Below are 25509 nucleotides of genomic sequence, written 5' to 3'. Positions count from 1 at the left end.
AGATATTTTTGAGTTTTTCAAATTACTTTTGCAAAAAGTCATAAATTTAGTCATTTAACATCGCTTATATATCGTGTTTTTAAAACAGTTATCTTTAATAAATTACAAGAATTTAGCTCAAATCGAATTTGATTTTGACGCTAAAATTAATTGTTTTGTTGGGAAAAACGGCGTTGGAAAAACCAATATTTTAGATGCTATTTACCATTTGGCCTACGGAAAGAGCTATTTCAATCCGTTGGCAATTCAAAATATTAGACATGGTGAAGAATTTTTTGTGATTGACGCCTTATTAGAAAAGAGCGGAAAAGAAGAAAAAATTGTTTGCAGTTTAAAAAAAGGACAAAAAAAAACCATTAAACGAAACGGAAAGGTTTACGAAAAACTTTCAGAACATTTGGGATTAATTCCTTTAGTAATTATTTCACCTTCTGATGCGGATTTGATTGTAGAAGGAAGCGAAACTCGCAGAAAATTTATTGATAGCGTTATCGGAACATTAGATAACCAATATTTGCAATTGTTGATTCAATATCAAAAAACATTGGCTCAACGTAATGCTTTATTGAAATATTTCGCTTTAAATCAAACTTTTGATGCCGACAATTTAGCTATTTATAATGAACAACTTAGTGAAACTGGACAATTAATCTTCGAAAAAAGAAACCAGTTCTTAAACGATTTCATTCCGATTTTCCAAAAACATCACACCAATATTTCAGGCGGAAATGAATCGGTTGCTTTGCGTTATGAAAGTCAATTGTTTGAAAAAGATTTACTATCACTTTTAGAAGAATCGCTTCAAAAAGATAGAATTATTCAATATACCAGCGCAGGAATTCATAAAGACGATTTGTTTTTTGAGATTGATGGTTTCCCGATTAAGAAATTTGGTTCGCAAGGTCAACAAAAATCATTTTTGATTGCTTTGAAATTGGCACAATTCGAATTCATGAAAAAACAAAGTGGAGAATTACCGATTCTTCTTTTCGATGATATTTTCGACAAATTAGACGAAACGCGTGTTCAAAAAATCGTAACTATGGTAAATGATGCCGTTTTTGGACAAATTTTTATTTCTGATACTCATGCCGAACGAACAGAAATGATTATCAAAGAAACGCATCAATCGTATAAAATATTTTCGATTTAAAATTCATAATATTACATTTGAAAAAAATTATTCTAATGAATATCCAAAACGATTTTTCTCTAAAAAATTATAACACTTTTGGAATTGACGCCAAAGCGAAACAATTTGTTTCGGTAAGTTCGATTTCTGAATTAAAAGAAGTGTTAACAAAAAACGACGATATTTTTATTTTAGGAGGTGGAAGTAATATGCTTTTAACCCAAGATATTGAAAAATTAGTCGTTCATGTGAATTTAAAAGGAAGAGAAATTGTAGAAGAAAACGATGATTTTGTTATTGTAAAAGCACAAGCTGGTGAAAATTGGCACGAATTTGTACTTTGGTGCATCAATCAAAATTTTGGCGGCATTGAAAATCTATCTTTAATTCCAGGAAATGTGGGCACAACTCCTATTCAAAACATCGGAGCTTATGGAGTAGAAATTAAAGATACGATGTTTTCTTGCGATGCTTTGAATATGAAAACATTAGAAATTGAAACGTTTACCAACACACAATGCAAATTCGAATACAGAGAAAGTGTTTTCAAAAACGAATTAAAAAATCAATACATCATAACTTCTGTCAGTTTTAAATTGACGAAGAGAAATCATAAAGTTTCTACTACTTATGGTGCCATCGAAACAGAATTAAAACAAAACGGCATCGAGAACCCAACTTTAAAAGACGTTAGCAATGCGGTAATCGCTATTCGTCAAAGCAAATTACCAGATCCAAAAGAATTAGGTAACAGCGGAAGCTTCTTTAAAAATCCAATCATTACAAAAGAAGCTTACGAAAAAGCAAAAGCACTTCACCCTGAAATGCCGCATTATGTAGTTTCTGAAACTGAGGTAAAAGTTCCTGCGGGTTGGTTAATTGAACAAGCTGGTTTTAAAGGTAAACGTTTTGGTGATGCAGGTGTGCACAAAAATCAAGCTTTAGTTTTAGTCAATTATGGGACTGCAACAGGAGCTGAAATTGTAGCACTTTCAAAAAATATCCAACAAACGATTTTAGAAAAATTCGGAATTACAATTGAGGCGGAAGTAAATATTATTTAAGTCAAATTTCTTTTGTAATTTCGCAGCTAAAATAAAAATGAAAGTCACATTAGTTGCATCGTTTTTAGAAAACTCAAAGAATTGCTGAGATTTCATCAGAAAGTGAACTTTTGAATTCAATCTATTTGAAAATACTGCAATCTTTACAATTTTAATTTTAAATTTTATGATATTAACAATACTCTTAATCGTTTTTGCGATTATCGTGTTTATCCAATTCATTTATTATATTTTTATTTTCGGAAAATTCTCATTTGGTAAAAAAACCGAAGGAACTCCGAAACGTTTACCTATTTCTATTATTGTTTGTGCTAAAAACGAAGAAGAAAATATCAAAAAGTATTTTCAAACTTTGGTTACCCAAAACTATCCTGATTACGAAATTGTCTTAATTGACGATGCTTCGAGCGATGAAACTTTGGAATTATTTGAAAGTTACGAAAAGCAATATGCGAATGTAAAATTGGTAAAAGTTCAAAACAATGAAGCGTTTTGGGGTAATAAAAAATTCGCATTAACCTTAGGTATCAAAGCAGCAAAAAACGAGTATTTAGTATTTACCGATGCAGATTGTTATCCAGCGTCAAACGATTGGTTGTTGCAAATTTCGACTCAATTTACAAAAGAAAAAACGATTGTTTTAGGTTATGGCGCTTACGAAAAAGTGAAAAATTCTTTCCTAAACAAAATCATTCGTTTTGAAACGATGTTAACCGCTACGCAATATTTTTCTTGGGCAAAAATTGGCAAACCTTATATGGGAGTTGGGCGCAATTTAGCTTATAAAAAAGAAGAATTCTTCAATGTTCGAGGTTTTATGGATCACATGAAAATTCGTTCGGGTGATGATGATTTGTTTATAAATCAAGCGGCAACAAAGAAGAATACTGCTATTTTATACACTCCAGAAAGTTTTACATTTTCGGAACCAAAAACTACTTTTTCGTCTTGGGTGTACCAAAAAAGAAGACATGCTACGACTGCGAAATTCTACAAAGGATTTGATAAATTTCAATTGGGATTATTTTTCTTTAGTCAGTTTTGGTTTTTAGTTTTGGCGATTGTTTTATTGGCGTTTCAATTCCAATGGATGATTGTGACTGGAATTATCGTTTTTAGATATTTATTCTCTTGGATTTCTTTAGGTTATGCCGCTGGAAAACTAAAAGAAAAAGATGTCATGTATTGGTATCCGATTATCGAAATTGTACTTATCTTTACTCAATTAAGCGTATTTTTTAGAAACCTCATCTCAAAACCTTTACATTGGAAGTAAATTCAGTAATTATTCAAGAAAACATTGAAAAAGCAAAAAAGGGAGACCAAGTTGCTTTCACGTTTTTATTGGATTTTTTCTGGAATGAAGTATACGGATTCATGCTAAAACGCACCGAAAACGAAACCGACACCGAAGATATTGTCATTGAAACTTTCGCAAAAGCATTTGACAAAATCGCCACTTATAATCCCGAATATGGGTTTAACACTTGGCTGATTGCGATTGCAAAAAACGTTCATATTGATATGCTTCGCAAAAAGAAATCGTCTTTATTTATTGAAATGAATGACGAAGAAGATCATCAAGCTTATAGTGTTGCTGATGATTCCAATTCTGCTGAAGACGAATTGATTATCGAACAAAATTTAGCTCAATTACTTCAATACATCAAACAATTAAAACCCGCTTATCAAGAAGTTATTCAAATGCGTTATTTTCAAGAAATGACCTATCAAGAAATGGCAGAACAAATTGATGAACCGCTGAATAACATCAAAATTAAATTGCTTCGAGCAAAGAAATTATTAGCGGAGATTATTTCGGGGAAGTAAATTATAACAGTAAATATTACTATTTTTAATAAAAAAAATAAATTGAAGATTACATGATTAATATTTTAAAATATTGTTTATTTCTAATAGTTATTAATACAGCAAATTGTCAGACAATTTCTTCTACAGACACACTGAATAATTCTTCAGAAAACAACAATTCCAAAATAAAATATGAAGATATCTACAAGAATATCAATCTTAAGATAAATAGATCTTTATTAGATATGGAAATTCCATATTTTGTGGTAAAAGATATTGAAGGAAAAGAATTTGATAGTTCTAAAACAAAAAGATTGGCAATTTATAATTTTTGGTTTAGCGCATGTGCGGCATGTATAGGAGAAACAGAGATTTTAAATGAATTGCATAATAAGTTTAAAGATAAAGTTGACTTTATATCTATTACATTCGATTCTAAAAATGAAATAGAAAAACACAACATAAACCATCCAACCATGTCCCGACAATTATCCTTGAATAAGGATTTTATTAAAAATTTAAATATGAACATTGGTTATCCAACTACATTATTGGTTTTTGATGGAAAAGTTGTAAAATATCAATTAACAGGTGTGAGTTCAAAAGAAACTATTGATAGCAAAATTTTTATGTTTGGAACATATTACAAATTTAGAAGTGCTATAGAACAAATTCTAGAAAAACTAGAAAAATGAAGTTTTAATAAAATCTAAATTTTCAATTTAAACAATTGAATTTTGTCATTCAAATGCGTTATTTTCAAGAAATGACGCATCAAGAAATGGCAGAACAAATTGATGAACCGCTAAATAATATCAAAATTAAACTGCTACGAGCAAAGAAATTGTTAGCTGAAATTATTTCGGGGAAGTAATTAGCGTTTACATTTCCTAAAACTTTCCTAAAGTTTTCTCATTTTCTAAATTCTTACTTCAAAATTCTAAATTTCATATCGTATCTTTGCCTATCAAAATTTTGATTATGGACACGGCTATTGACAATGTTTTTCCACCAAGAGAACCCAAACCAAAATGGTTGCGCGTAAAATTACCAACGGGTAAAAACTACACCGAACTTAGAGGTTTAGTAGACAAATACAAACTGAATACCATTTGTACCTCGGGAAGTTGTCCTAATATGGGCGAATGTTGGGGCGAAGGAACCGCAACTTTCATGATTTTAGGAAATATCTGTACACGTTCGTGCGGCTTTTGTGGTGTTAAAACCGGTCGACCTGAAACTGTTGATTGGGACGAACCTGAAAAAGTAGCGCGTTCTATCAAAATTATGAACATCAAACATGCGGTTATTACGAGTGTTGACCGTGATGATTTAAAAGATATGGGGTCGATTATTTGGGCAGAAACCGTGAAAGCGATTCGCCGAATGAATCCAAATACAACTTTAGAAACCTTAATTCCAGACTTTCAAGGTAATACTAGAAATTTAGACCGAATTATTGAAGTAGCTCCAGAAGTAGTTTCGCACAACATGGAAACCGTAAAACGTTTGACGCGTGAAGTGCGTATTCAAGCGAAATATGAAAAAAGCTTAGAAGTGTTGCGTTATTTAAAAGAGCAAGGTATCAAAAGAACAAAATCGGGTATCATGTTAGGATTAGGTGAAACTGAGGAAGAAGTAATTCAAGTTTTACACGATTTAGCTGATGCAAAAGTGGATATTGTTACGATTGGTCAATATTTACAACCAAGTAAAAAACATTTACCAGTTAAAGAATACATCACGCCAGAACAATTCGCGAAATACGAAAAAATCGGAAAAGAATTAGGTTTTAGACATGTGGAAAGTGGCGCTTTAGTGCGTTCGTCTTACCATGCAGAGAAACATATTCATTAAGATGGATGATGGAAGTTTTTTAAATCCTAAATTCTGATAATTAAGCTTGGTTACACTAACTTTTTAACTTGAAACTTGAAACTTGAAACAAAAACATTGAAACCTGAAACAAAAATAAAAATTGCTATTAATGGTTTTGGAAGAATTGGACGTAATTTGTTCCGATTGCTTTTGAATCATCCTACTATTGAAGTGGTTGCCATCAACGACATTGCGGATAACAAAACAATGTCGCATTTGGTAAAATACGATAGCATTCACGGGGTTCTAAATCATAAAGTTTCATTTTCTGAAGACTCGATTATCATTGACGATAAATCCTATTTATTTTTTCACGAAAGAGAAATCAAAAATTTAGATTGGAAATCGCTAAATATTGACATTGTTATTGAATCGACAGGAAAATTCAAAACGTTTGAAGACATTAACCAACACATTTTAGCTGGTGCAAAAAAAATAATTCTTTCCGCGCCATCTGAAGTTGATGAAATAAAAACCGTTGTTTTAGGGGTAAACGAACACATTTTAAATGGAAGCGAAACGATAATTTCTAACGCAAGTTGTACTACGAATAATGCGGCTCCGATGATTAAAATCATTCAGGAATTGTGCGAAATTGAACAAGCATATATTACAACTGTTCATTCCTACACTACCGACCAAAGTTTACATGATCAACCTCATAAAGATTTACGAAGAGCTCGTGGTGCAGCGCAATCTATTGTTCCAACAACAACTGGCGCAGCAAAAGCATTAACAAAAATATTTCCAGAATTAGAAACAAAAATTGGCGGTTGTGGAATTCGAGTTCCAGTTCCCGATGGTTCGTTGACCGATATTACTTTTAATGTAAAACGTCAAGTTTCTATTGAAGAAATCAATCAGGCATTCAAAAAAGCAGCGGAAACTAATTTTAAAGGAATTTTAGATTATACTGAAGATCCTATTGTTTCTGTAGATATTATTGGAAATACACATTCTTGTTTATTCGATGCCCAACTCACTTCTGTCATCGATAAAATGGTTAAGATTGTGGGGTGGTACGACAATGAAATCGGTTATTCTTCTAGACTTATCGATTTAATTACTTTTATTTCTAGAAAATAAAAACTCAATGAAGTTCATAAAAAAAGTTCTAGTAATCCAATCGCTGATTCTAGAACTTTTGTTTTTAAGACTTCTATTTATTTAATATTGAGCAATTAAATTTTTGATCAGATTCCTTACCAATGGTTCGGCTTTTTGAGCAGCCAAAAGTACCTCATCATGATTTACTTCTTCAATATTATCTTCATCACCTATATCAGTAATTACAGAAATCCCGAAACATTCCATTTCCATATGTCGTGCCACAATTACTTCTGGAACGGTTGACATTCCAACACAATCCGCACCAAGAGCTTTTACCATTTTGTATTCGGCAAGCGTTTCGAATGTTGGACCTTGTAAACCTAAATAAATTCCTTTTTTCAAATCAATATTCAACTCTTTGGCCAAATCAAAAGCTTTATTAATCATATTTTTTGAATATGGCTCGCTCATATTAACAAATCTTGGTCCAAAACGCTCATCGTTATGTCCACGTAATGGATGTTCTGGCATCATATTGATGTGATCTGTAATTACCGCAACATCTCCAACTTTATATGTTGAATTCACACCTCCAGAAGCATTGGAAACAATCAACTTTTCCACTCCTAAATATTTCATTACACGAACCGGAAAAGTCACTTGCTTCATATCGTAACCTTCATAAAAATGAAAGCGTCCTTGCATAGCCACCACTTTTTTCCCTTGAATAGTTCCGAAAACTAGAGCACCATTATGACCTTGAACTGTTGAAACCGGAAAATTTGGAATTTCGGTATAAGGTAATGTATGTTCGATGGTAATATCTTCTGTAAATCCCCCTAAACCTGAGCCTAAAATGACTCCGTATTCAGGAGAAAAATTGGTTTTACTTTTAATGTAACTAACTGTTTCTTGAACTTTTTCCCACATAATCATGTATCGTTTTATCAATGTTTGTATTTAAAAATGCTGATTTAATGGGCAAATATAGCAATTGCCTTTCGGGCAACAACCCATTTAATCGAACAAAATCTTTTTCTGTTGTAATAATTTTTCTTCCTTTAGCTTTTGCTAAAATCTGTTCACAGTCTTGTTGTGAAAAATGATGGTGATCTGCAAACACCAAAGTATCATCCGATTCATTTTTTAGAAAATCAAAGAATAATTTAGGTTTTGCAATTCCAGCAACCAATACTTTGCTTTCGGACTGAATTTGTGAAACCAACATTTGATTGTTCTTCCCAAAAACAAAATCGTCATAATGAATCGTTGAGAAGAAAACAGGTTGCTTCACCTTCAACTTTTCTTTTATTTTCTGCTGCGCAAGATCGGACAAATCCTTTGGACATTTTGTGACAATTATCATATCTGCTCTTTTTTTACCCGAAGAAGGTTCGCGTAAGTTCCCGAAAGGCAAAATAAAATCATCACAAAATAAATCGTCATATGCCGTTAGCAAAATATAGAATCCAGCTTTGACCTTTCTGTGTTGAAACGCATCATCTAATAAAATAACATCTGGTTTATTTGGAAGTTTTAGTAAACTTTCAATTCCGTTTTTACGATTAGCGTCAACAGCTACATGAATGTTTGGAAATTTCGAAAAAAACTGAAAAGGTTCATCACCAATAGAACTCGCAGTAGCATTTTCATCTGCCAAAATAAAACCTTCGGTCGAACGTTTATATCCGCGACTTAAAACTGCCACTTTATAATTTTCGGAAAGTAATCGGATTAAATATTCGATTTGAGGTGTTTTCCCTGTTCCGCCAACACTAAGATTTCCAACAGCAATTATTGGAATATTAAAAGTATGACTCTTAAAAATGCCTTTGTCGTAAAGCCAATTTCTAAAAAACGTAACAAGCCAATACAAAAAGGCTAATGGGAAAAGTATTTTTCGTAACAAAATCATATTACGAAAGTATGATAAATTATCCTCATTTTAAAGTTTATGTTCTTTATCATTTCATTTCTTAGTAGTATTTCGTTAATTTGTGTAACATTTTAAAATTTTGCATTATGAAACTTTCCAATATACTTTCTGTTCTTGAAGAAATGGCACCATTAGGTTATGCTGAAGATTTTGATAATGTGGGACTTTTAGTTGGAAATCCGAATCAGGAGATTGATGGCATTTTAGTTTGTCATGATGCATTGCAATCGGTAATAGATGAAGCGATTTCAAAAAAATGTAATTTGGTCGTTTGCTTCCATCCTATTTTGTTTTCAGGAATTAAGAAAATTACAGGAAAGAATTATGTGGAACGTGCAATTTTGAAAGCCATTAAAAATGATATTGCTATTTATGCCGTTCATACTGCCTTGGACAATCATCAAAAAGGCGTGAATAAAATTTTCTGCGATGCTCTAGGTATAAAACATTCAAAAGTTTTAATTCCGAAAGAAAATTACATTCAAAAATTAGTTACCTATACGATTCCAGAAAATTTTGAAAAATTGCGAAATGCCCTGTTTGAAGCCGGAGCTGGAACCATTGGAAATTATGAAGATTGCAGTTTTAATTCGAAAGGAATAGGAACCTATTTAGGAAATGAGAATTCGAATCCGCAAATTGGAGAACGTTTTGAATTTGTAGAAAACGAAGAAATTAAAATTGAAATGACATTTGAAAAGCATTTACAAGGAAAAATCTTGAAGGCTTTGTTCAAAAATCATGCTTATGAAGAAGTGGCATACGAAATTTACCAATTAGAAAATAAACATCAGAATATTGGTTTGGGACGAATTGGTGAATTCGAAAATCCACTTTCAGAAACCGATTTTTTACAATTGGTAAAAGACAAATTACAGTGTGGTTGCATAAGACACTCAGCTTTCACAGGAAAATCAATCCAAAAAGTAGCCGTTTTAGGGGGAAGTGGTAGTTTTGCAATTAAAAATGCAATTGCTTCAGGAGCAGACGCTTACCTAACAGCCGATCTGAAATATCATCAATTCTATGAAGCTGAAAATCAAATCCTTTTGGCTGATATTGGGCATTTTGAAAGTGAAAGATTTACAAAAAATTATATTGTTGATTTTCTTAAAGAAAAAATCACTAATTTTGCAATTATTTTATCAGAAGAAAATACAAATCCAGTTAAGTACTTTTAAATATGGCAACAACCAAAGAGCTAAATGTAGAAGATAAGTTAAGAGCCCTTTATGCTCTACAACTAGTTGATTCTAAAATAGACGAAATAAGAAATGTAAGAGGAGAATTGCCTCTTGAAGTAGAAGATTTAGAAGATGAAGTTGCAGGACTTTCTACTCGTTTAGAGAAATTAAAAAGTGATTTAGAGACTATAGACGAGCAAATCAAAGAAAAGAAAAATGCTATCGACGAGCACAAAGCTGCGATTAAAAAATATTTAGAGCAACAAAAAAATGTTCGTAATAATAGAGAATTCAACTCTTTAACTAAAGAAGTAGAGTTTCAGGAATTAGAAATTCAATTGGCTGAAAAACACATCAAAGAAATGAAAGCTTCTATTGAACATAAAAAAGAAGTTGTAGCTCAAACTAAAGAAAAATTAGAAGGTAAACAAACGCACTTAAAACATAAGAAAGCTGAATTAAGTGATATTATGGCTGAAACTGAAAAAGAAGAAAACTTCTTATTAGGTAAATCAGAAGAATTAAGAGGTCAAATTGAAGAGCGTTTATTAGCAGCTTATGACAGAATTAGAAACAGTGTTAGAAATGGTTTAGCAGTAGTTTCTATTGAGCGTGGCGCTTCTGCTGGTTCGTTCTTTACAATTCCACCACAAACACAAATGGAAATTGCAGCTCGCAAAAAAATCATTACGGATGAGCACAGTGGAAGAATTTTAGTAGACGGTGTTTTAGCTGACGAAGAAAAAGAAAAAATGGATAAATTATTTGCTAGCATTTAATTGTATCCTTTTCCAAATAAATGAAAGTCCTTTTTATAAAAAGGACTTTTTTTGTTTTTAACCGCAAGGAAGAATAGTTATCATAACTCTCAAATTACTATTCACTAATCACTTTTCACTTTTCACTAAAAAACCTATCTTTGCACCATGGAAGAAAATACAGTACGCATCAATAAGTATTTATCGGAAACAGGCTTTTGTTCACGAAGAGAAGCCGATCGATTAATAGAGCAAGGCAGAGTTACTATTAATGGGAAAGTTCCTGAAATGGGAACAAAAGTAACTCCTGGTGATGAAGTACGTGTAAACGGTATTTTAGTCGAAGAAAAAAAGAAAAAACATGTGTATTTGGCTTTCAACAAACCGGTTGGGATTGAATGTACAACTAATCAGAAAGTTAAACACAACATTGTAGATTATATCAATTATCCAGAACGTATATTTCCTATTGGTCGTTTAGATAAAGATAGTGAAGGATTAATTTTCATGACAAGTGATGGTGATATTGTAAATAAAATTCTTCGTGCTCGTAACAACCATGACAAAGAATATATTGTAACGGTAAACAAACCGATTACCGACCGATTTATTGACCGAATGGCAAACGGAATTCCTATTTTAGAAACTATTACCAAGAAATGCAAAGTAGAACAAATTAGTAAATACGTTTTCCGAATTATTTTAACGCAAGGTTTGAATAGACAAATTCGAAGAATGTGTGAATATTTGGATTACGAAGTAACAGCTTTGAAACGCACCAGAATTATTAACATTTCTTTAGATGTTCCAGTAGGCAAATACCGTGAATTAACTGATAAAGAAATTACCGAATTAAACCAATTAATTGCACCTTCAAGTAAAACGGAAGATGCGAGTTTACCTAGTAATAAAAGTAAGTTTACTGGAAAGAGGAATTATGGGAAAAGGAATCGATAGTGAAATTAAATATATAATAAACTTTTTCCTTGCGCTTTATAATATTTCACTTCATTGATAAAGAATTCTTTAAATGATTTTATTTTAAAATCTTTAATTAATTTTTTCTTGAGTTCGTCTGAAGTTTTTGTATTATTTAAATATTCCAACAATAGTTTTTTACCTCCTTTTCTGTAGATTGCATTACAAATTAATGGTCCTGTAACATATTGAAAACTTGTGATTTCATCTATATTTTCGAACTCTTCAAATTTTTCAAAATTTAAATTATTTGTTTTAATATAATTTTCAAATTTATTAAAATGAAATATATTCTCTTGATTCCTAGAGCTAGCATCATTTATATAACAAGACAACCCTGTTTTTAATAAATAATGAGCTTGGGGAAAATGAACATTCATGGCGTGAATTATTTCATGTAAATGCATTTCACCATATGAAGTACTTGTAGCAATTAATTCATTTTCTTCATCATAAAATGCGCATAATCCATCATTTACACTATCTGATATAAAATACTTATAGCCAAAAAGTTGACTAATATCGTTGCAATTATTTGCAATATAATATCGAATTAATTTAGATTTTGGTATAGTGAAAAAATCACAAAATTTATTGTAAAAGATATTTGCATTTTCTGCTTTTAAAACATCAAATGGATGATTTGGATGATAAAAGTATAGAAAATTCCCAATTTGTATTGAACTCCAATTCTTAGTTTGATAATTTATATAATTACTTATTTTCCATTGATTATCAACTTTTAAAACCCAAAAATCAATAATCGCCAAAACAGTTATGGTATTCTTATTTTCATCATTTTGTTTATTAGTCCAATAAAACATTGTTGACACAAAATAATTACTGCCTTCTCTCTTAATCGAAAGAATATTAATATCTGATGTTATTTGATATAAACTACCACCTAATGATAAAGCTTCTTTATAAACATCAATACTTTTATATGTTTCTATATCAAATTTTGCAAATACCTTATCGGCAGTTACTTTACCATTGATATAATCTTTAATAAGGTAAGTAATTTCTGTCTTATCTTGATTTTTTAATTCAATATTCTGATAAACTTCATGTTCTTGAGCAAGACAATTTCCAAAAATTAGCAACACTATGGATACATAAAGTTTTTTCATTTTAAAAAAATTAAATATAAAGTTATTTATAAAAGATATTATAAAGAATGACATAGATCTTACATTTTCATTAACCGCTCTTCAAACCAAATTCTTTCATACTCAATTGACGGAAGACCATTCTTTTTCCGTCTTTCATTTATTATTCTAACCAAAGATGGATTATTTTTAAAATCATGATTAAAAGTAATAAAATAAAAGAAAGAATCTTTACTATTCTTATTACAATACCTGTCAATTAAATGAGCGTAATCTTTTGGCAAACACTCCCCTTTTTTTATGTGATTTGGTAGGATTTGATTATAAAATTCAAAACTTTCCTCTGAACTTGTAAAATGGTTTAATAAAACTTCAACTCCTAAATCAACTTTTTTCTCGTCTTCATTTAATTTTCTAAAACTTCCGACATTCTTGAAATTAGGGTAACCAATTACATTTATCATTTGTCGTAAAATTGAATCGTTCTGTTTGTCAATTTTAGCAACCTCGTCCCAATTTAGTGGTTTTTGATTTCTAACTTTTTGATCGTTAAAATTCATTAAAGTAAGTTGATATCTATAAGAAGTATCTAACTTTGAGCTATATTGTTTTTGCCATTTTTCTATATCTTTTTTTGATTTTTTAAAACGTAAAGCTAGTATTTGCAACAAAGTATCTTTTTCTATATTTTTATTAGTGTACCCATAATTGGTTACTATCTTTTTAAATTCATTTTTAAAGTTTTTCTTTTTGTTTGATAGTAATCCAGCCTTTAAATAATTTTCAAATTCAAAATATAATGGCATATTTATAGGTTCGTAGTATTTAAAAAGACTGTCGTACTTTTCATAAGCCGATGAATAATTTTTTACTAAAAATAAACTGTCAGCTTCATATACTTTTAGATAGTACGGAATATAATTTGAATTTTCACCTCCAATTTTCTGATAACTTTTACATGAGATAAAAGAAATAGAAATTAGAAAAAACATTCCTACTTTAGAATTTTTTAAAAAAATCAATCCCATTTCATTCCTTTTTTAAATTCATTAAAAAAACCAACATCTTTTAATGGAATTGGATCTTGATTTTTTCTAAAATCTGGAGGAATTTGTTCTATTTTATAAGAATTAAACTCTTGATAACCGTCCTTTAAATACCTGTAGAAATCATAATTTTGAAAAATAACATTATCAATTTCATTGTTCTTATATGCAGTTTTAATGTATGGATACAGTAAATTCCAACTATCGTCTATATTCATCTGAAAATTATGAATGATGGTACTATTTAAGTTATTTTGAATAACTGGAAACTTTTTAGACAAAATAAAACAATTATTCTTTTCAGATATCTTGTAAATTAATTGCAAGTTTTCAGCGTTTAGTCTTTGAATAATAGTATAGATTTTAATACTATCTGATTGATTTAAATTTACATCAAGCATCACATTAGACAATTTAGCTAGTGTTTGATCTTTAATGTTAATTTCGTTCAAAGCTCGAATGTCATTTAATTTGTCGAAATTATTTTCAACCCAAATTAAATGATTTTTTAAATACATCTTTTTAAACCAATTTGATAATTTTCCATTCATCAAATCGTTATAATAATTTTCATTGGTTGTTAAATAATCAATCTTAAACCCATAATTTTTTACTAGAACCAATAAATCTTTTTTAAAATTATCTAAGTCATTATGAAAATAAGAAAATTCCAAAATTTTAAGATGAATATCTTTTTCATAACCAAATTCCGAATCCATTTTCTTCAATAAGTCATACGTTTTATGATAAATTTTCTTATTTGTTACTTGCTTATAATTAATCGGTTTTATTATTGAATCCCGTAAAAAAATATCTCTTTTAGTTTGAGACATAACTAACAAGCTAAATAATAAAAATGCAAATGATAGATTTATTTTCATCTTATTTCAAAGCACTTAAAATTTCATCATACAAAGCTTGACCTTCAGAGGGCTTTTTTGTTGATGGCAAAACTAATTCACCTTTTGAATTAAATAATAAATATCGTGGAATATATATACCGTCAGGCTCATTTAAAAGCTTCTGAAGTGATTCTTGAATTTTATCAGAAGTAAAAATATGATTCCCTTCTAAATAATTATTCTTAATATTAGGAAGCCATTTAGTAATTTCCTTGTCTTTGTCAATAGCTAAGTATAACATTTCGATATTATTTGTTTTCAAAAACGAAAACAACTTTTGAGAATGAGAAAATTCTTGAAAACAAGGCGCACAATAAGATGCCCATAAATCAACAAAGACAGCTTTTCCACTAAAATTATCATTAATAATAGAGGTTATATCGACACTATTAACTTGCTTATTATATTCAAATTTTCCGTTTATGAAATAGCCAAAAGCAAAAGGTTTGTAATCTGAAACTTTTTTATTTTTTAAATATTTTTCTAAATAGAGTGTGTATCTACTATTTGGAAACACTTTCTTAAATTGTTGAAAATCATTCTCGTTTAATCTATCGTTACTAAATAAATGAGCAAACAATTTTTCTTGTAAATGCAATGGAATAAAATTATAGTAATCCCTAACATTTTTATTCTTCCATAATCCTCTATCATAACGTTTTTCTTCAAAACCGCTTTCGTTCATAAATCTTGTAAATGATTGAACATTATCAAAAAAAGCATATGTTGTAAAATTTTTAAATTTATCATCAAACGGATTAAATTCAGTCATTAAATTATTTAATAAATCTAAAAATTCACTTTTAGGTAACTTTGTTTTGGTATATTCTTCTTCAATTCTAAAGATATCTTCAATTATACTTTTCGAATTATTAGCTAATGTTGATTCCAAGTATAATTTTGAAATTTCATAAATATCATTTGAGATTTCTCTATTTTCATAAAAATTATTCAATTTCTCAAGTTCTAATTTATGTTCCTTCTTTATAAAGTTTAAAATTTCAGACCCTCTATTTGCATTAAAAATTATTGGTCTTAATTTTTGAGAAAATTTTTGATATTTATAGATGGTATCAACATTTATAGCTAAGGAAATTGAACTGTTTCTTCCTTCATAGTGAATATGATATTTATTGTCTTGATTTTTTGATATATTTAAAACAATTGTTTCGTTGGGCTCATATAAAACATTAATACCAGGATTTGCTTTTGAAAAGGAAAAATATACATAACCAGGATTAATTGCTTGTAATTTTAATTCAGCTTTATTGTCTTTTGTAAAAATTGTATCTGAATGATATAAAAAATAGGCTGCATTATCATTTATCGATTTACTAACAACTATAGGAATAGAATCTGTAACATTTTGAAATTTTAATTGAATTGAAACATTTTGAGAATACGAAATTTGAAGAAAAAAGAACGCAAATAGAAGATATTTCATATTTATAAGATTAATTATACACCTTTTGACTTTAGTATAACGATAATTCTTACATGTTATTGCGTAATAATATTTCCATCACATAATCATCCATTACATATCCATTTCCAATATCAATTACTTCGTCTTTTACTTTTGAGAAACCTAATTTGGTATAAAAGTTTATGGCGCTGTTGTATTTGTTTACGTTTAAAAAAATGGCGTTTTGGTGGTTTTCAATAGCTTTTTCTTTTACGAGTTCAAAAAACTGTCTTCCTACACCTGTTCCTTGCGTTTCGGGTAACACGTAAATTTTGTGGATTTTAGTTTTGTTGGGTTCGCAATTAATCTCAAAGGAAACAAAACCTACATACTTATCGTCATCGTCTTGTGCTAAATAAAAAATATGTCCTTTTTGTATTAATTCGCGCAAAGCGGTTTCGTTGTAGAACTTGTCAATCATGTAATCCAATTGTGCGTTTGATAAGATTTCACCATACGCTACGGGCCAAATTTTCTTGGTTAAGTCGATAACAATTGGAATATGTTCGGAATTTGCTTTTACTAATTTCATAGGTAATCAACTAAAAAAGTCTCGCAATATACGAGACTTTTGTTTATTATGCTTGTCCTGTTGGACCAAAATTCAAAGGAATTGAAGGTTGTTCACCTTCCTCGATTTTTCCATGAGCATTTTCAAATCGGTGAATATTTTCTCCTAATGCTTTTAATAAACGTTTTGCGTGTTGTGGTGTTAAAATAATTCTGGATTTCACCTTTGCTTTTGGCACTCCAGGCATAATCGTTACAAAATCTACTACAAACTCTGAATTAGAATGATTAATGATGGCTAGATTAGAGTAAATCCCTTCTGCTGTTTGCTCGTCTAATTCGATGTTAATTTGTCCTTGTTGGTTATTATTTTCCATGATAATTAATATTGCTATTTTGTTTTACAAGAATAAGTATAATTTGGGTAAAAAAAAAGCCTAACAGAAAATCTGTTAGGCTTTATGTTAGAAATGACTCTAATTAGTAATTAAATTCTTCTTTAGCAGCCATTAATTCATTGTATTCTTCTTTAGAACCTACAATAATATTATCGTAATCTCTCATACCAGTACCAGCTGGAATTCTGTGTCCTACAATAACATTTTCTTTCAATCCTTCTAAAGTATCAACTTTACCTGCTACTGCAGCTTCATTTAATACTTTTGTAGTTTCCTGGAACGATGCAGCCGAAATGAATGATTTCGTTTGTAACGATGCTCTTGTAATACCTTGTAATACTGGAGTAGCCGTAGCTGGAACAATATCACGTGCTGATACTAAGTTTTTATCATTACGTTTTAATAACGAATTTTCATCTCTTAACTCACGTGGAGAAACAATCTGACCTGGTTTTAAGTTTTCTGAATCACCTGCATCTTCCACTACTTTCATTCCATATAATTTATCATTTTCAACGATGAAATCACTTGTATGAACTAATTGATCTTCTAAGAATAGAGTATCTCCTGGATCCACAATTCTTACTTTACGCATCATCTGACGGATTACTACCTCAAAGTGTTTATCGTTGATTTTTACCCCTTGTAAACGGTATACCTCTTGAATTTCGTTTACCAAGTACTGTTGAACAGCAGATGGTCCTTGAATTCTTAAGATATCCTCTGGAGTAATTGCACCATCAGAAAGTGGAGTTCCCGCTTTTACGAAGTCGTTCTCTTGAACTAAAATTTGGTTCGAAAGTTTTACTAGGTATTTCTTCACTTCACCAAATTTAGACTCGATAGCGATTTCTCGGTTACCTCTCTTAATTTTTCCAAATGTTACAACACCATCAATTTCAGAAACTACTGCTGGATTTGAAGGATTACGAGCTTCTAATAACTCGGTAATTCTTGGTAAACCTCCTGTAATATCACCTGCTTTAGAAGAACGACGTGGAATTTTAACTAAAATCTTACCTGCTTTAATTTTCTCTCCATCGTTTACCATAAGGTGAGCTCCTACTGGTAAGTTATATGAACGAATTAATTCGCCATCTTTACCATAGATGTGTAACGTAGGGATTAATTTTTTATTTCTACCTTCAGAAATTACTTTTTCTTGGAAACCGGTTTGCTCGTCGATTTCAACCATGAACGATTGTCCTTGTTCTAAATCTTCGTAACCTACTTTACCAGTAAATTCAGAAATAATTACCCCGTTATATGGATCCCATTTACAGATTGTAGTGCCTTTTTCAACAACGTCACCATCATTTACAAAAATACTTGAACCGTAAGGAATATAATGTGTATTTAATACAATACCCGTCTTTGGCTCTACTAATTTCAATTCAGTAGAACGAGAAATTACGATATCCACAGTATTTCCTTCAGTATCTTCACCTTTAACTGTTTTTAAATCTTCAATTTCTAATCTACCTGCAAAACGAGTTACAATACTAGACTCTTCAGAGATACCTCCCGCAACCCCTCCTACGTGGAACGTACGAAGTGTTAATTGTGTACCAGGCTCACCAATTGATTGCGCTGCAATAACTCCAACTGCTTCACCTTTCTGTGTCATCTTACCTGTTGCTAAGTTTCTACCGTAACATTTAGCACAAATTCCTTTTGTTGCCTCACATGTTAATGGAGAACGAACCTCAACCTTCTCTATTGGAGAAGCTTCGATTTGCTTAACAATAGCTTCAGTAATTTGCTCACCAGCATGAACTAGGATTTCAGAATCAAGAGGATTAATCACATCTTGTAATGCAACACGACCTAAAATTCTTTCACCTAAAGTTTCAACAATCTCTTCATTTTTCTTTAAAGCAGAAACTTCAATACCTCTTAATGTACCACAGTCTACTGAATTAACGATAACATCTTGAGATACATCATGCAATCTACGAGTTAAGTAACCCGCATCGGCTGTTTTAAGAGCGGTATCCGCAAGACCTTTACGAGCACCGTGAGTAGAAATAAAGTACTCAAGAATCGAAAGACCTTCTTTAAAGTTCGATAAAATTGGGTTTTCAATAATTTCACCACCACCAGCAGTTGATTTTTTAGGCTTAGCCATCAAGCCACGCATACCAGTTAACTGACGAATCTGCTCTTTAGAACCCCTTGCTCCAGAATCAAGCATCATATATACCGAGTTGAAACCTTGTTGATCTTCACGGATATTTTTCATTGCTAACTCTGTTAATTGAGCATTAGCTGAAGTCCAGATATCAATAACTTGGTTGTAACGTTCGTTATTTGTAATAAGACCCATGCTATAGTTCATCGAAATTGCGTCTACTTGCTCACGAGCATCAGCAATTAATTTCTCTTTTTGTTCAGGAATTCTAATATCACCTAATGAGAATGATAAACCTCCACGGAATGCGAACTTATACCCCATATCCTTCATGTTGTCCAAGAAAGCTGCAGTTGTAGGAACGTCAGTAACCGCTAAGATTTTACCAATAATATCACGTAATGATTTCTTAGTTAATACCTCATTGATGTATCCAGCTGCTTCAGGTACTACTTCGTTAAATAATACTCTACCAGCAGTTGTTTGAATAATTTTATAAACTAATTCACCGTTTTCATTAAAGTCTTTTGCTCTAATCTTAATTCTAGCATTCAACTCTAATTTTCCTTCATTTAAAGCGATGTTTACCTCTTCAGCAGAATAGAAAGTTAAACCTTCACCTAAAATTTTATGCTCAGGAGTTGATAAACGCTCTTTAGTCATATAGTAAAGACCCAGAACCATGTCCTGAGAAGGAACCGTGATAGGCGCACCATTTGCAGGGTTTAAGATATTGTGAGAAGCCAACATTAATAATTGTGCTTCTAAAATAGCTTCTGGTCCTAATGGTAAGTGAACCGCCATCTGGTCACCATCGAAATCGGCATTAAACGCCGTACATGTCAATGGATGTAACTGAATTGCTTTTCCTTCGATTAATTTAGGTTGGAATGCTTGAATACCTAAACGGTGTAATGTAGGAGCACGGTTAAGTAATACTGGGTGACCTTTAATTACGTTTTCAAGGATATCCCATACTACAGGCTCTTTTTTGTCGATAATTTTCTTAGCTGACTTAACAGTTTTTACAATTCCTCTTTCGATTAACTTACGAATAACGAATGGTTTGTAAAGTTCAGCCGCCATGTCTTTTGGTAAACCACACTCGTACATTTTCATTTCTGGTCCAACGACAATTACCGAACGAGCAGAATAATCCACACGTTTACCTAATAAGTTTTGACGGAAACGTCCTTGTTTACCTTTTAATGAATCTGATAACGACTTTAATGGTCTGTTAGATTCTGTTTTAACTGCAGAAGCTTTACGTGTATTGTCAAATAATGAATCTACAGATTCTTGTAACATACGTTTTTCGTTTCTTAAGATTACTTCAGGAGCTTTGATCTCCATTAATCTTTTTAAACGGTTGTTACGGATGATTACTCTTCTGTATAAATCATTTAAATCTGAAGTTGCGAAACGACCTCCATCAAGTGGTACTAACGGACGTAATTCTGGTGGAATAACTGGAATTACTTTTAAAATCATCCACTCAGGACGGTTTTCTCTGTTTAAGTTAGACTCACGGAATGATTCTACAACATTTAAACGTTTTAAGGCTTCTGTCTTACGTTGTTTAGATGTTTCGTTATTCGCAGCGTGACGTAATTCGTATGATAATTCATCTAAATTAGTACGAGCTAATAAATCCATAATACATTCAGCACCCATTTTAGCGATGAATTTATTTGGATCATTATCATCTAAATATTGATTTTCCATTGGAAGTGTATCTAAAATATTTAAATACTCTTCTTCCGTAAGGAAATCTAATTTTTGTAAAGATTCGCCATCAGCATTTTTAGCAATACCTGCTTGAATTACTACGTATCTTTCGTAGTAAATAATCATATCTAATTTCTTAGATGGTAATCCTAAAATATATCCGATTTTGTTTGGTAACGAACGGAAATACCAAATGTGAGCGATTGGCACAACAAGATTGATGTGTCCAACTCTATCTCTACGAACTTTTTTCTCCGTTACTTCAACACCACATCGGTCACAAACGATTCCTTTGTAGCGGATTCTTTTATACTTACCACAAGCACACTCATAATCTTTAACTGGACCGAAAATTCGCTCACAGAAAAGACCATCTCTTTCTGGTTTGTGGGTACGATAGTTGATTGTTTCTGGTTTTAAAACCTCACCTCTTGATTCTGCCAAAATAGATTCTGGAGAAGCAAGTCCTATCGTGATTTTGTTAAATCTTTTAACGGTATTTTTATCTTTTAATCTTGTCATGATATGAATACTTTCGATTTATGAAAAGCGTTGTAAAGGGAGTAACCTTGGCTACTCCCGGGATAAATTTATTCTTCTAATCTGATGTCTAATCCAAGACCTTTTAATTCATGCATTAATACATTGAATGATTCAGGTAATCCTGGTTCTGGCATAGTTTCTCCTTTAACGATAGCTTCGTAAGTTTTAGCTCTACCAATAACGTCATCCGATTTAACAGTTAAGATTTCTCTTAGCGTACTTGATGCACCATATGCTTCAAGAGCCCAAACCTCCATTTCTCCAAAACGCTGACCTCCGAATTGAGCTTTACCTCCTAATGGTTGTTGCGTAATTAAAGAGTAAGGACCAATAGAACGAGCGTGCATTTTATCGTCTACCATGTGACCTAATTTCAACATATAGATAACTCCTACTGTTGCTGGTTGGTGGAAACGCTCTCCAGTTCCTCCGTCATATAAATACGTATGACCGAATCTTGGAATACCTGCTTCGTCTGTTAAGGCATTAATTTGATCTAAAGTAGCACCATCAAAAATTGGAGTAGCAAACTTCTTACCTAATTTTTGACCAGCCCAACCAAGAACTGTTTCATAAATCTGACCAATGTTCATACGAGATGGTACCCCAAGTGGATTCAATACGATATCTACTGGTGTTCCGTCTTCTAAGAATGGCATATCTTCATGACGAACGATTTTAGCAACAATACCTTTGTTACCGTGACGTCCTGCCATTTTATCCCCTACTTTTAATTTACGTTTCTTAGCGATGTAAACTTTAGCAAGTTTTAAAATTCCAGAAGGTAATTCATCTCCAACAGTAATAGTAAATTTCTCTCTTCTTAACCAACCTTGTAAATCGTTTAATTTGATCTTGTAGTTGTGAATTAAGTCGTTCACCATTGCATTTGTATGCTCATCTGTTGTCCACTGACCTTTAGTTAAGTGAGCAAAATCTTCTACACCTTGTAACATCTTTTTAGTGAATTTTTTACCTTTTGGTAATACTTCTTCACCTAAATCGTTCATTACACCTTGAGAAGTTTTACCATCGATGATAACAAATAATTTTTCAATTAATTTGTCTTTCAAGTCGTTGTACTTAACTTCGAATTCAGTTTCTAATCTATCAACGTCTTCTTTGTCTTTAGAACGTTTTCTCTTATCTTTTACTGCTTTCGCAAATAATTTTTTATCTAAAACTACACCATGTAAAGATGGAGAAGCTTTTAATGAAGCATCTTTTACATCACCTGCTTTATCCCCGAAGATAGCTCTTAAAAGTTTTTCTTCTGGAGTAGGATCTGATTCTCCTTTTGGTGTAATTTTTCCGATTAGAATGTCGCCAGGTTTCACCTCTGCACCAATTCTAATCATACCGTTTTCATCTAAATCTTTAGTAGCTTCTTCAGAAACGTTTGGAATATCATTAGTTAATTCTTCGTTACCTAATTTAGTATCACGAACTTCTAATGTATAATCATCAATATGTAATGATGTAAAAATATCATCACGTACTACTTTTTCAGAAATTACGATAGCATCCTCGAAGTTATAACCTTTCCATGGCATGAACGCCACTTTTAAGTTTCTTCCGATTGCTAATTCTCCGTTTTGAGTAGCATAACCTTCACATAATACTTGTCCTTTAGCAACTCTATCCCCTTTTCTTACGATAGGTTTAAGGTTAATACAAGTACTTTGGTTGGTTTTTCTATATTTGATTAATTGATATGTTTTCTCATCTGAATCAAAGCTTACCATACGTTCTTCTTCAGTTCTGTCGTATTTGATAGTAATCATATTAGCATCAACATACTCAACAGTTCCGTTTCCTTCCGCATTGATTAATACTCTTGAATCAGAAGCAACTTGTCTTTCTAAACCAGTACCTACGATTGGAGCTTCAGGACGTAATAATGGAACGGCCTGACGCATCATGTTAGATCCCATCAACGCACGGTTCGCATCATCATGCTCTAAGAAAGGAATCAATGAAGCTGAAATCGAAGCAATTTGATTTGGAGCAACGTCAGTGTAATGTACGGCAGTTGGAGCAACCACAGGGAAATCTCCTTCTTCACGTGCAATAACATTCGTAGCGGTAATTTTACCTTTAGCATCCATTTCAATGTTTGCTTGTGCAATCATTTTACCTTCTTCTTCTTCAGCACTTAAATAAACTGGAGTAGATTCTAAATCAACCACACCATCCGTTACTTTACGGTAAGGCGTTTCGATGAATCCCATTCCGTTTACTTTAGCATAAACTCCTAAAGATGAAATAAGTCCAATATTTGGTCCCTCAGGAGTTTCAATTGGACATAGTCTTCCGTAGTGCGTATAGTGAACGTCACGTACCTCGAAACCAGCTCTTTCTCTAGATAAACCTCCAGGTCCAAGGGCAGATAAACGACGTTTGTGTGTAATCTCTGCTAATGGATTTGTTTGGTCCATAAACTGAGATAACTGGTTTGTTCCAAAGAATGAGTTAATTACCGATGATAATGTTTTTGCATTAATCAAATCGATAGGTGTAAATACCTCGTTATCACGAACGTTCATTCTTTCACGAATAGTTCTAGCCATACGAGCTAAACCTACCCCAAACTGAGCTGATAATTGCTCACCAACAGTTCTTACACGACGGTTTGATAAGTGGTCGATATCATCAATCTCTGCCTTAGAGTTGATTAATTCGATCAAATATTTAACGATTGTAATAATATCTTCTTTCGTTAAAACTTGTTTTTCCATAGGAATATCAAGGTTTAACTTTTTGTTCATTCTGTAACGACCTACTTCACCTAAGTTATAACGTTGGTCAGAGAAGAACAATTTATCTATAATACCACGAGCCGTTTCCTCATCAGGCGGTTCCGCGTTACGTAATTGTCTGTAAATGTGTTCAACAGCCTCTTTTTCAGAGTTTGTTGGGTCTTTTTGTAACGTATTGTGAATAATTGTGTAATCAGCCGCATTGTTATCCTCTTTATGTAAAAGGATTGTTTTTACGTCTGCTTCAATTATTTCCTCGATATTATCTTTATCAAGAATCGTATCACGATCTAAGATAATTTCGTTACGCTCAATAGAAACCACTTCACCAGTATCCTCATCCACGAAGTCTTCATGCCATGTATTCAATACACGTGCAGCAAGTCTTCTTCCCGCATATTTCTTTATACCAGTTTTAGAAACTTTAATTTCTTCCGCTAAATCAAAAATTTCTAAGATATCTTTATCTCTTTCGAATCCGATTGCTCTAAATAAAGTTGTTACAGGTAATTTTTTCTTTCTATCGATATACGCGTACATTACGTTGTTGATATCGGTAGCGAATTCAATCCAAGAACCTTTAAAAGGAATAATTCTGGCAGAATATAATTTAGTTCCATTTGCATGGAAAGACTGTCCAAAGAATACACCTGGAGATCTGTGTAATTGTGATACAACTACACGCTCAGCACCATTGATTACGAATGTACCGCTAGGTGTCATATATGGTATTGTTCCTAAATACACATCTTGAACGATTGTTTCAAAATCCTCGTGTTCAGGGTCAGTACAATATAATTTTAATCTAGCTTTAAGAGGCACACTATACGTTAAACCTCTATCAATACACTCTTCAATAGTGTATCTAGGTGGATCAATAAAATAATCTAGAAACTCTAATACGAATTGGTTTCTCGTATCAGTAATTGGAAAATTTTCCATGAAGGTATTATACAGCCCTTCGTTGCCTCTTTCGTCAGATTTCGTTTCCAATTGGAAAAAATCTTTAAACGATTTCACTTGAATATCTAGAAAATCTGGATATTGTGGAATGTTTTTTGTCGAAGCAAAATTTAATCTTTCAGTCTGATTTGTTATCATCAATGGACAAAATTTTGATTTAAAA

At 31.8% G+C, this 25509-nt stretch carries 20 protein-coding genes and 1 pseudogene; 11 read left to right on the top strand and 10 right to left on the bottom strand.

Annotated elements, in window-relative coordinates:
* Positions 1–73: 73 nt before the first annotated feature.
* The 8 genes and pseudogenes from recF (at position 74) to gap (ending at position 6972) form a co-directional block, all read left to right on the top strand.
* Positions 74–1153 carry a DNA replication/repair protein RecF gene (gene recF / locus NAT47_RS01940; RefSeq protein ID WP_250579768.1) on the top strand — a complete coding sequence of 360 codons (1080 nt, stop codon included), beginning with the start codon at positions 74–76 and terminating at the stop codon, positions 1151–1153.
* 35 nt (positions 1154–1188) lie between these two features.
* On the top strand, positions 1189–2196 hold the full coding sequence (gene murB, locus NAT47_RS01935; RefSeq protein ID WP_250579767.1) for a UDP-N-acetylmuramate dehydrogenase: 1008 nt from the start codon (positions 1189–1191) through the stop codon (positions 2194–2196).
* A 166-nt stretch (positions 2197–2362) separates the two neighbouring features.
* Complete coding sequence (locus tag NAT47_RS01930; RefSeq protein WP_250579766.1) at positions 2363–3472, top strand: glycosyltransferase; 1110 nt, start codon at positions 2363–2365, stop codon at positions 3470–3472.
* Complete coding sequence (locus NAT47_RS01925) at positions 3463–4026, top strand: RNA polymerase sigma factor (RefSeq protein WP_073580296.1); 564 nt, start codon at positions 3463–3465, stop codon at positions 4024–4026. Before NAT47_RS01930 ends, NAT47_RS01925 begins: the two co-directional genes overlap by 10 nt.
* 53 nt (positions 4027–4079) lie before the next feature.
* The gene (locus tag NAT47_RS01920) at positions 4080–4703 is read left to right on the top strand and encodes a TlpA family protein disulfide reductase (protein ID WP_250579765.1); all 624 of its coding nucleotides are present in this window, start codon (positions 4080–4082) and stop codon (positions 4701–4703) included.
* Positions 4704–4747: 44 nt separating this feature from the next.
* Positions 4748–4882, top strand: a pseudogene (locus tag NAT47_RS01915) (sigma factor-like helix-turn-helix DNA-binding protein); the annotation flags it as partial.
* 107 nt (positions 4883–4989) lie between these two features.
* Entirely contained in the window at positions 4990–5865 is an 876-nt protein-coding gene (gene lipA, locus NAT47_RS01910; protein ID WP_111567673.1) for a lipoyl synthase, read from the top strand.
* Positions 5866–5961: 96 nt separating this feature from the next.
* The gene (gene gap / locus NAT47_RS01905; protein WP_250579764.1) at positions 5962–6972 is read left to right on the top strand and encodes a type I glyceraldehyde-3-phosphate dehydrogenase; all 1011 of its coding nucleotides are present in this window, start codon (positions 5962–5964) and stop codon (positions 6970–6972) included.
* An 81-nt stretch (positions 6973–7053) separates the two neighbouring features.
* Here gap and NAT47_RS01900 read toward each other — a convergent pair whose 3' ends face one another.
* Together NAT47_RS01900 and lpxK are read right to left on the bottom strand one after the other, a co-directional pair.
* Entirely contained in the window at positions 7054–7866 is an 813-nt protein-coding gene (locus tag NAT47_RS01900; RefSeq protein WP_250579763.1) for a purine-nucleoside phosphorylase, read from the bottom strand.
* The gene (lpxK, locus tag NAT47_RS01895) at positions 7838–8851 is read right to left on the bottom strand and encodes a tetraacyldisaccharide 4'-kinase (protein ID WP_250579762.1); all 1014 of its coding nucleotides are present in this window, start codon (positions 8849–8851) and stop codon (positions 7838–7840) included. Before lpxK ends, NAT47_RS01900 begins: the two co-directional genes overlap by 29 nt.
* 107 nt (positions 8852–8958) lie before the next feature.
* Here lpxK and NAT47_RS01890 point away from each other — a divergent pair, with 107 nt between their 5' ends.
* The 3 genes from NAT47_RS01890 to rluF all read left to right on the top strand — a co-directional run bounded on the left by NAT47_RS01890 (position 8959) and on the right by rluF (position 11771).
* On the top strand, positions 8959–10053 hold the full coding sequence (locus tag NAT47_RS01890; RefSeq protein ID WP_250579760.1) for a Nif3-like dinuclear metal center hexameric protein: 1095 nt from the start codon (positions 8959–8961) through the stop codon (positions 10051–10053).
* Between the two features lie 2 nt (positions 10054–10055).
* On the top strand, positions 10056–10835 hold the full coding sequence (locus NAT47_RS01885; protein ID WP_250579759.1) for a zinc ribbon domain-containing protein: 780 nt from the start codon (positions 10056–10058) through the stop codon (positions 10833–10835).
* Between the two features lie 147 nt (positions 10836–10982).
* On the top strand, positions 10983–11771 hold the full coding sequence (gene rluF / locus NAT47_RS01880) for a 23S rRNA pseudouridine(2604) synthase RluF (protein ID WP_250579758.1): 789 nt from the start codon (positions 10983–10985) through the stop codon (positions 11769–11771).
* A gap of 5 nt (positions 11772–11776) precedes the next feature.
* Here rluF and NAT47_RS01875 read toward each other — a convergent pair whose 3' ends face one another.
* The 8 genes from NAT47_RS01875 to rpoB all read right to left on the bottom strand — a co-directional run bounded on the left by NAT47_RS01875 (position 11777) and on the right by rpoB (position 25484).
* A complete protein-coding gene (locus NAT47_RS01875; protein WP_250579757.1) occupies positions 11777–12922 on the bottom strand; it encodes a hypothetical protein in 1146 nt (381 codons plus the stop codon).
* Positions 12923–12981: 59 nt separating this feature from the next.
* Positions 12982–13929, bottom strand: coding sequence for a hypothetical protein (locus NAT47_RS01870; protein ID WP_250579756.1), 948 nt, complete (start codon positions 13927–13929; stop codon positions 12982–12984).
* Entirely contained in the window at positions 13920–14780 is an 861-nt protein-coding gene (locus NAT47_RS01865; RefSeq protein WP_250579755.1) for a hypothetical protein, read from the bottom strand. Before NAT47_RS01865 ends, NAT47_RS01870 begins: the two co-directional genes overlap by 10 nt.
* A 49-nt stretch (positions 14781–14829) precedes the next feature.
* Positions 14830–16293, bottom strand: coding sequence for a TlpA family protein disulfide reductase (locus NAT47_RS01860; protein ID WP_250579754.1), 1464 nt, complete (start codon positions 16291–16293; stop codon positions 14830–14832).
* A 49-nt stretch (positions 16294–16342) separates the two neighbouring features.
* Positions 16343–16846: a GNAT family N-acetyltransferase gene (locus tag NAT47_RS01855; protein WP_250579752.1), complete on the bottom strand. Its 504-nt coding sequence runs from the start codon at positions 16844–16846 to the stop codon at positions 16343–16345.
* Between the two features lie 46 nt (positions 16847–16892).
* Entirely contained in the window at positions 16893–17201 is a 309-nt protein-coding gene (locus NAT47_RS01850; protein ID WP_250579750.1) for a DUF3467 domain-containing protein, read from the bottom strand.
* A 103-nt stretch (positions 17202–17304) separates the two neighbouring features.
* Entirely contained in the window at positions 17305–21603 is a 4299-nt protein-coding gene (gene rpoC / locus NAT47_RS01845) for a DNA-directed RNA polymerase subunit beta' (protein WP_250579749.1), read from the bottom strand.
* A gap of 68 nt (positions 21604–21671) precedes the next feature.
* On the bottom strand, positions 21672–25484 hold the full coding sequence (rpoB, locus tag NAT47_RS01840; protein WP_250579748.1) for a DNA-directed RNA polymerase subunit beta: 3813 nt from the start codon (positions 25482–25484) through the stop codon (positions 21672–21674).
* Between the last annotated feature and the right edge of the window lie 25 nt (positions 25485–25509).

It is taken from the genome of Flavobacterium fragile, from assembly GCF_023634865.1.
GTDB classification, from domain to species: domain Bacteria; phylum Bacteroidota; class Bacteroidia; order Flavobacteriales; family Flavobacteriaceae; genus Flavobacterium; species Flavobacterium fragile.
This window is presented reverse-complemented; position numbering and strand designations above follow the sequence as displayed.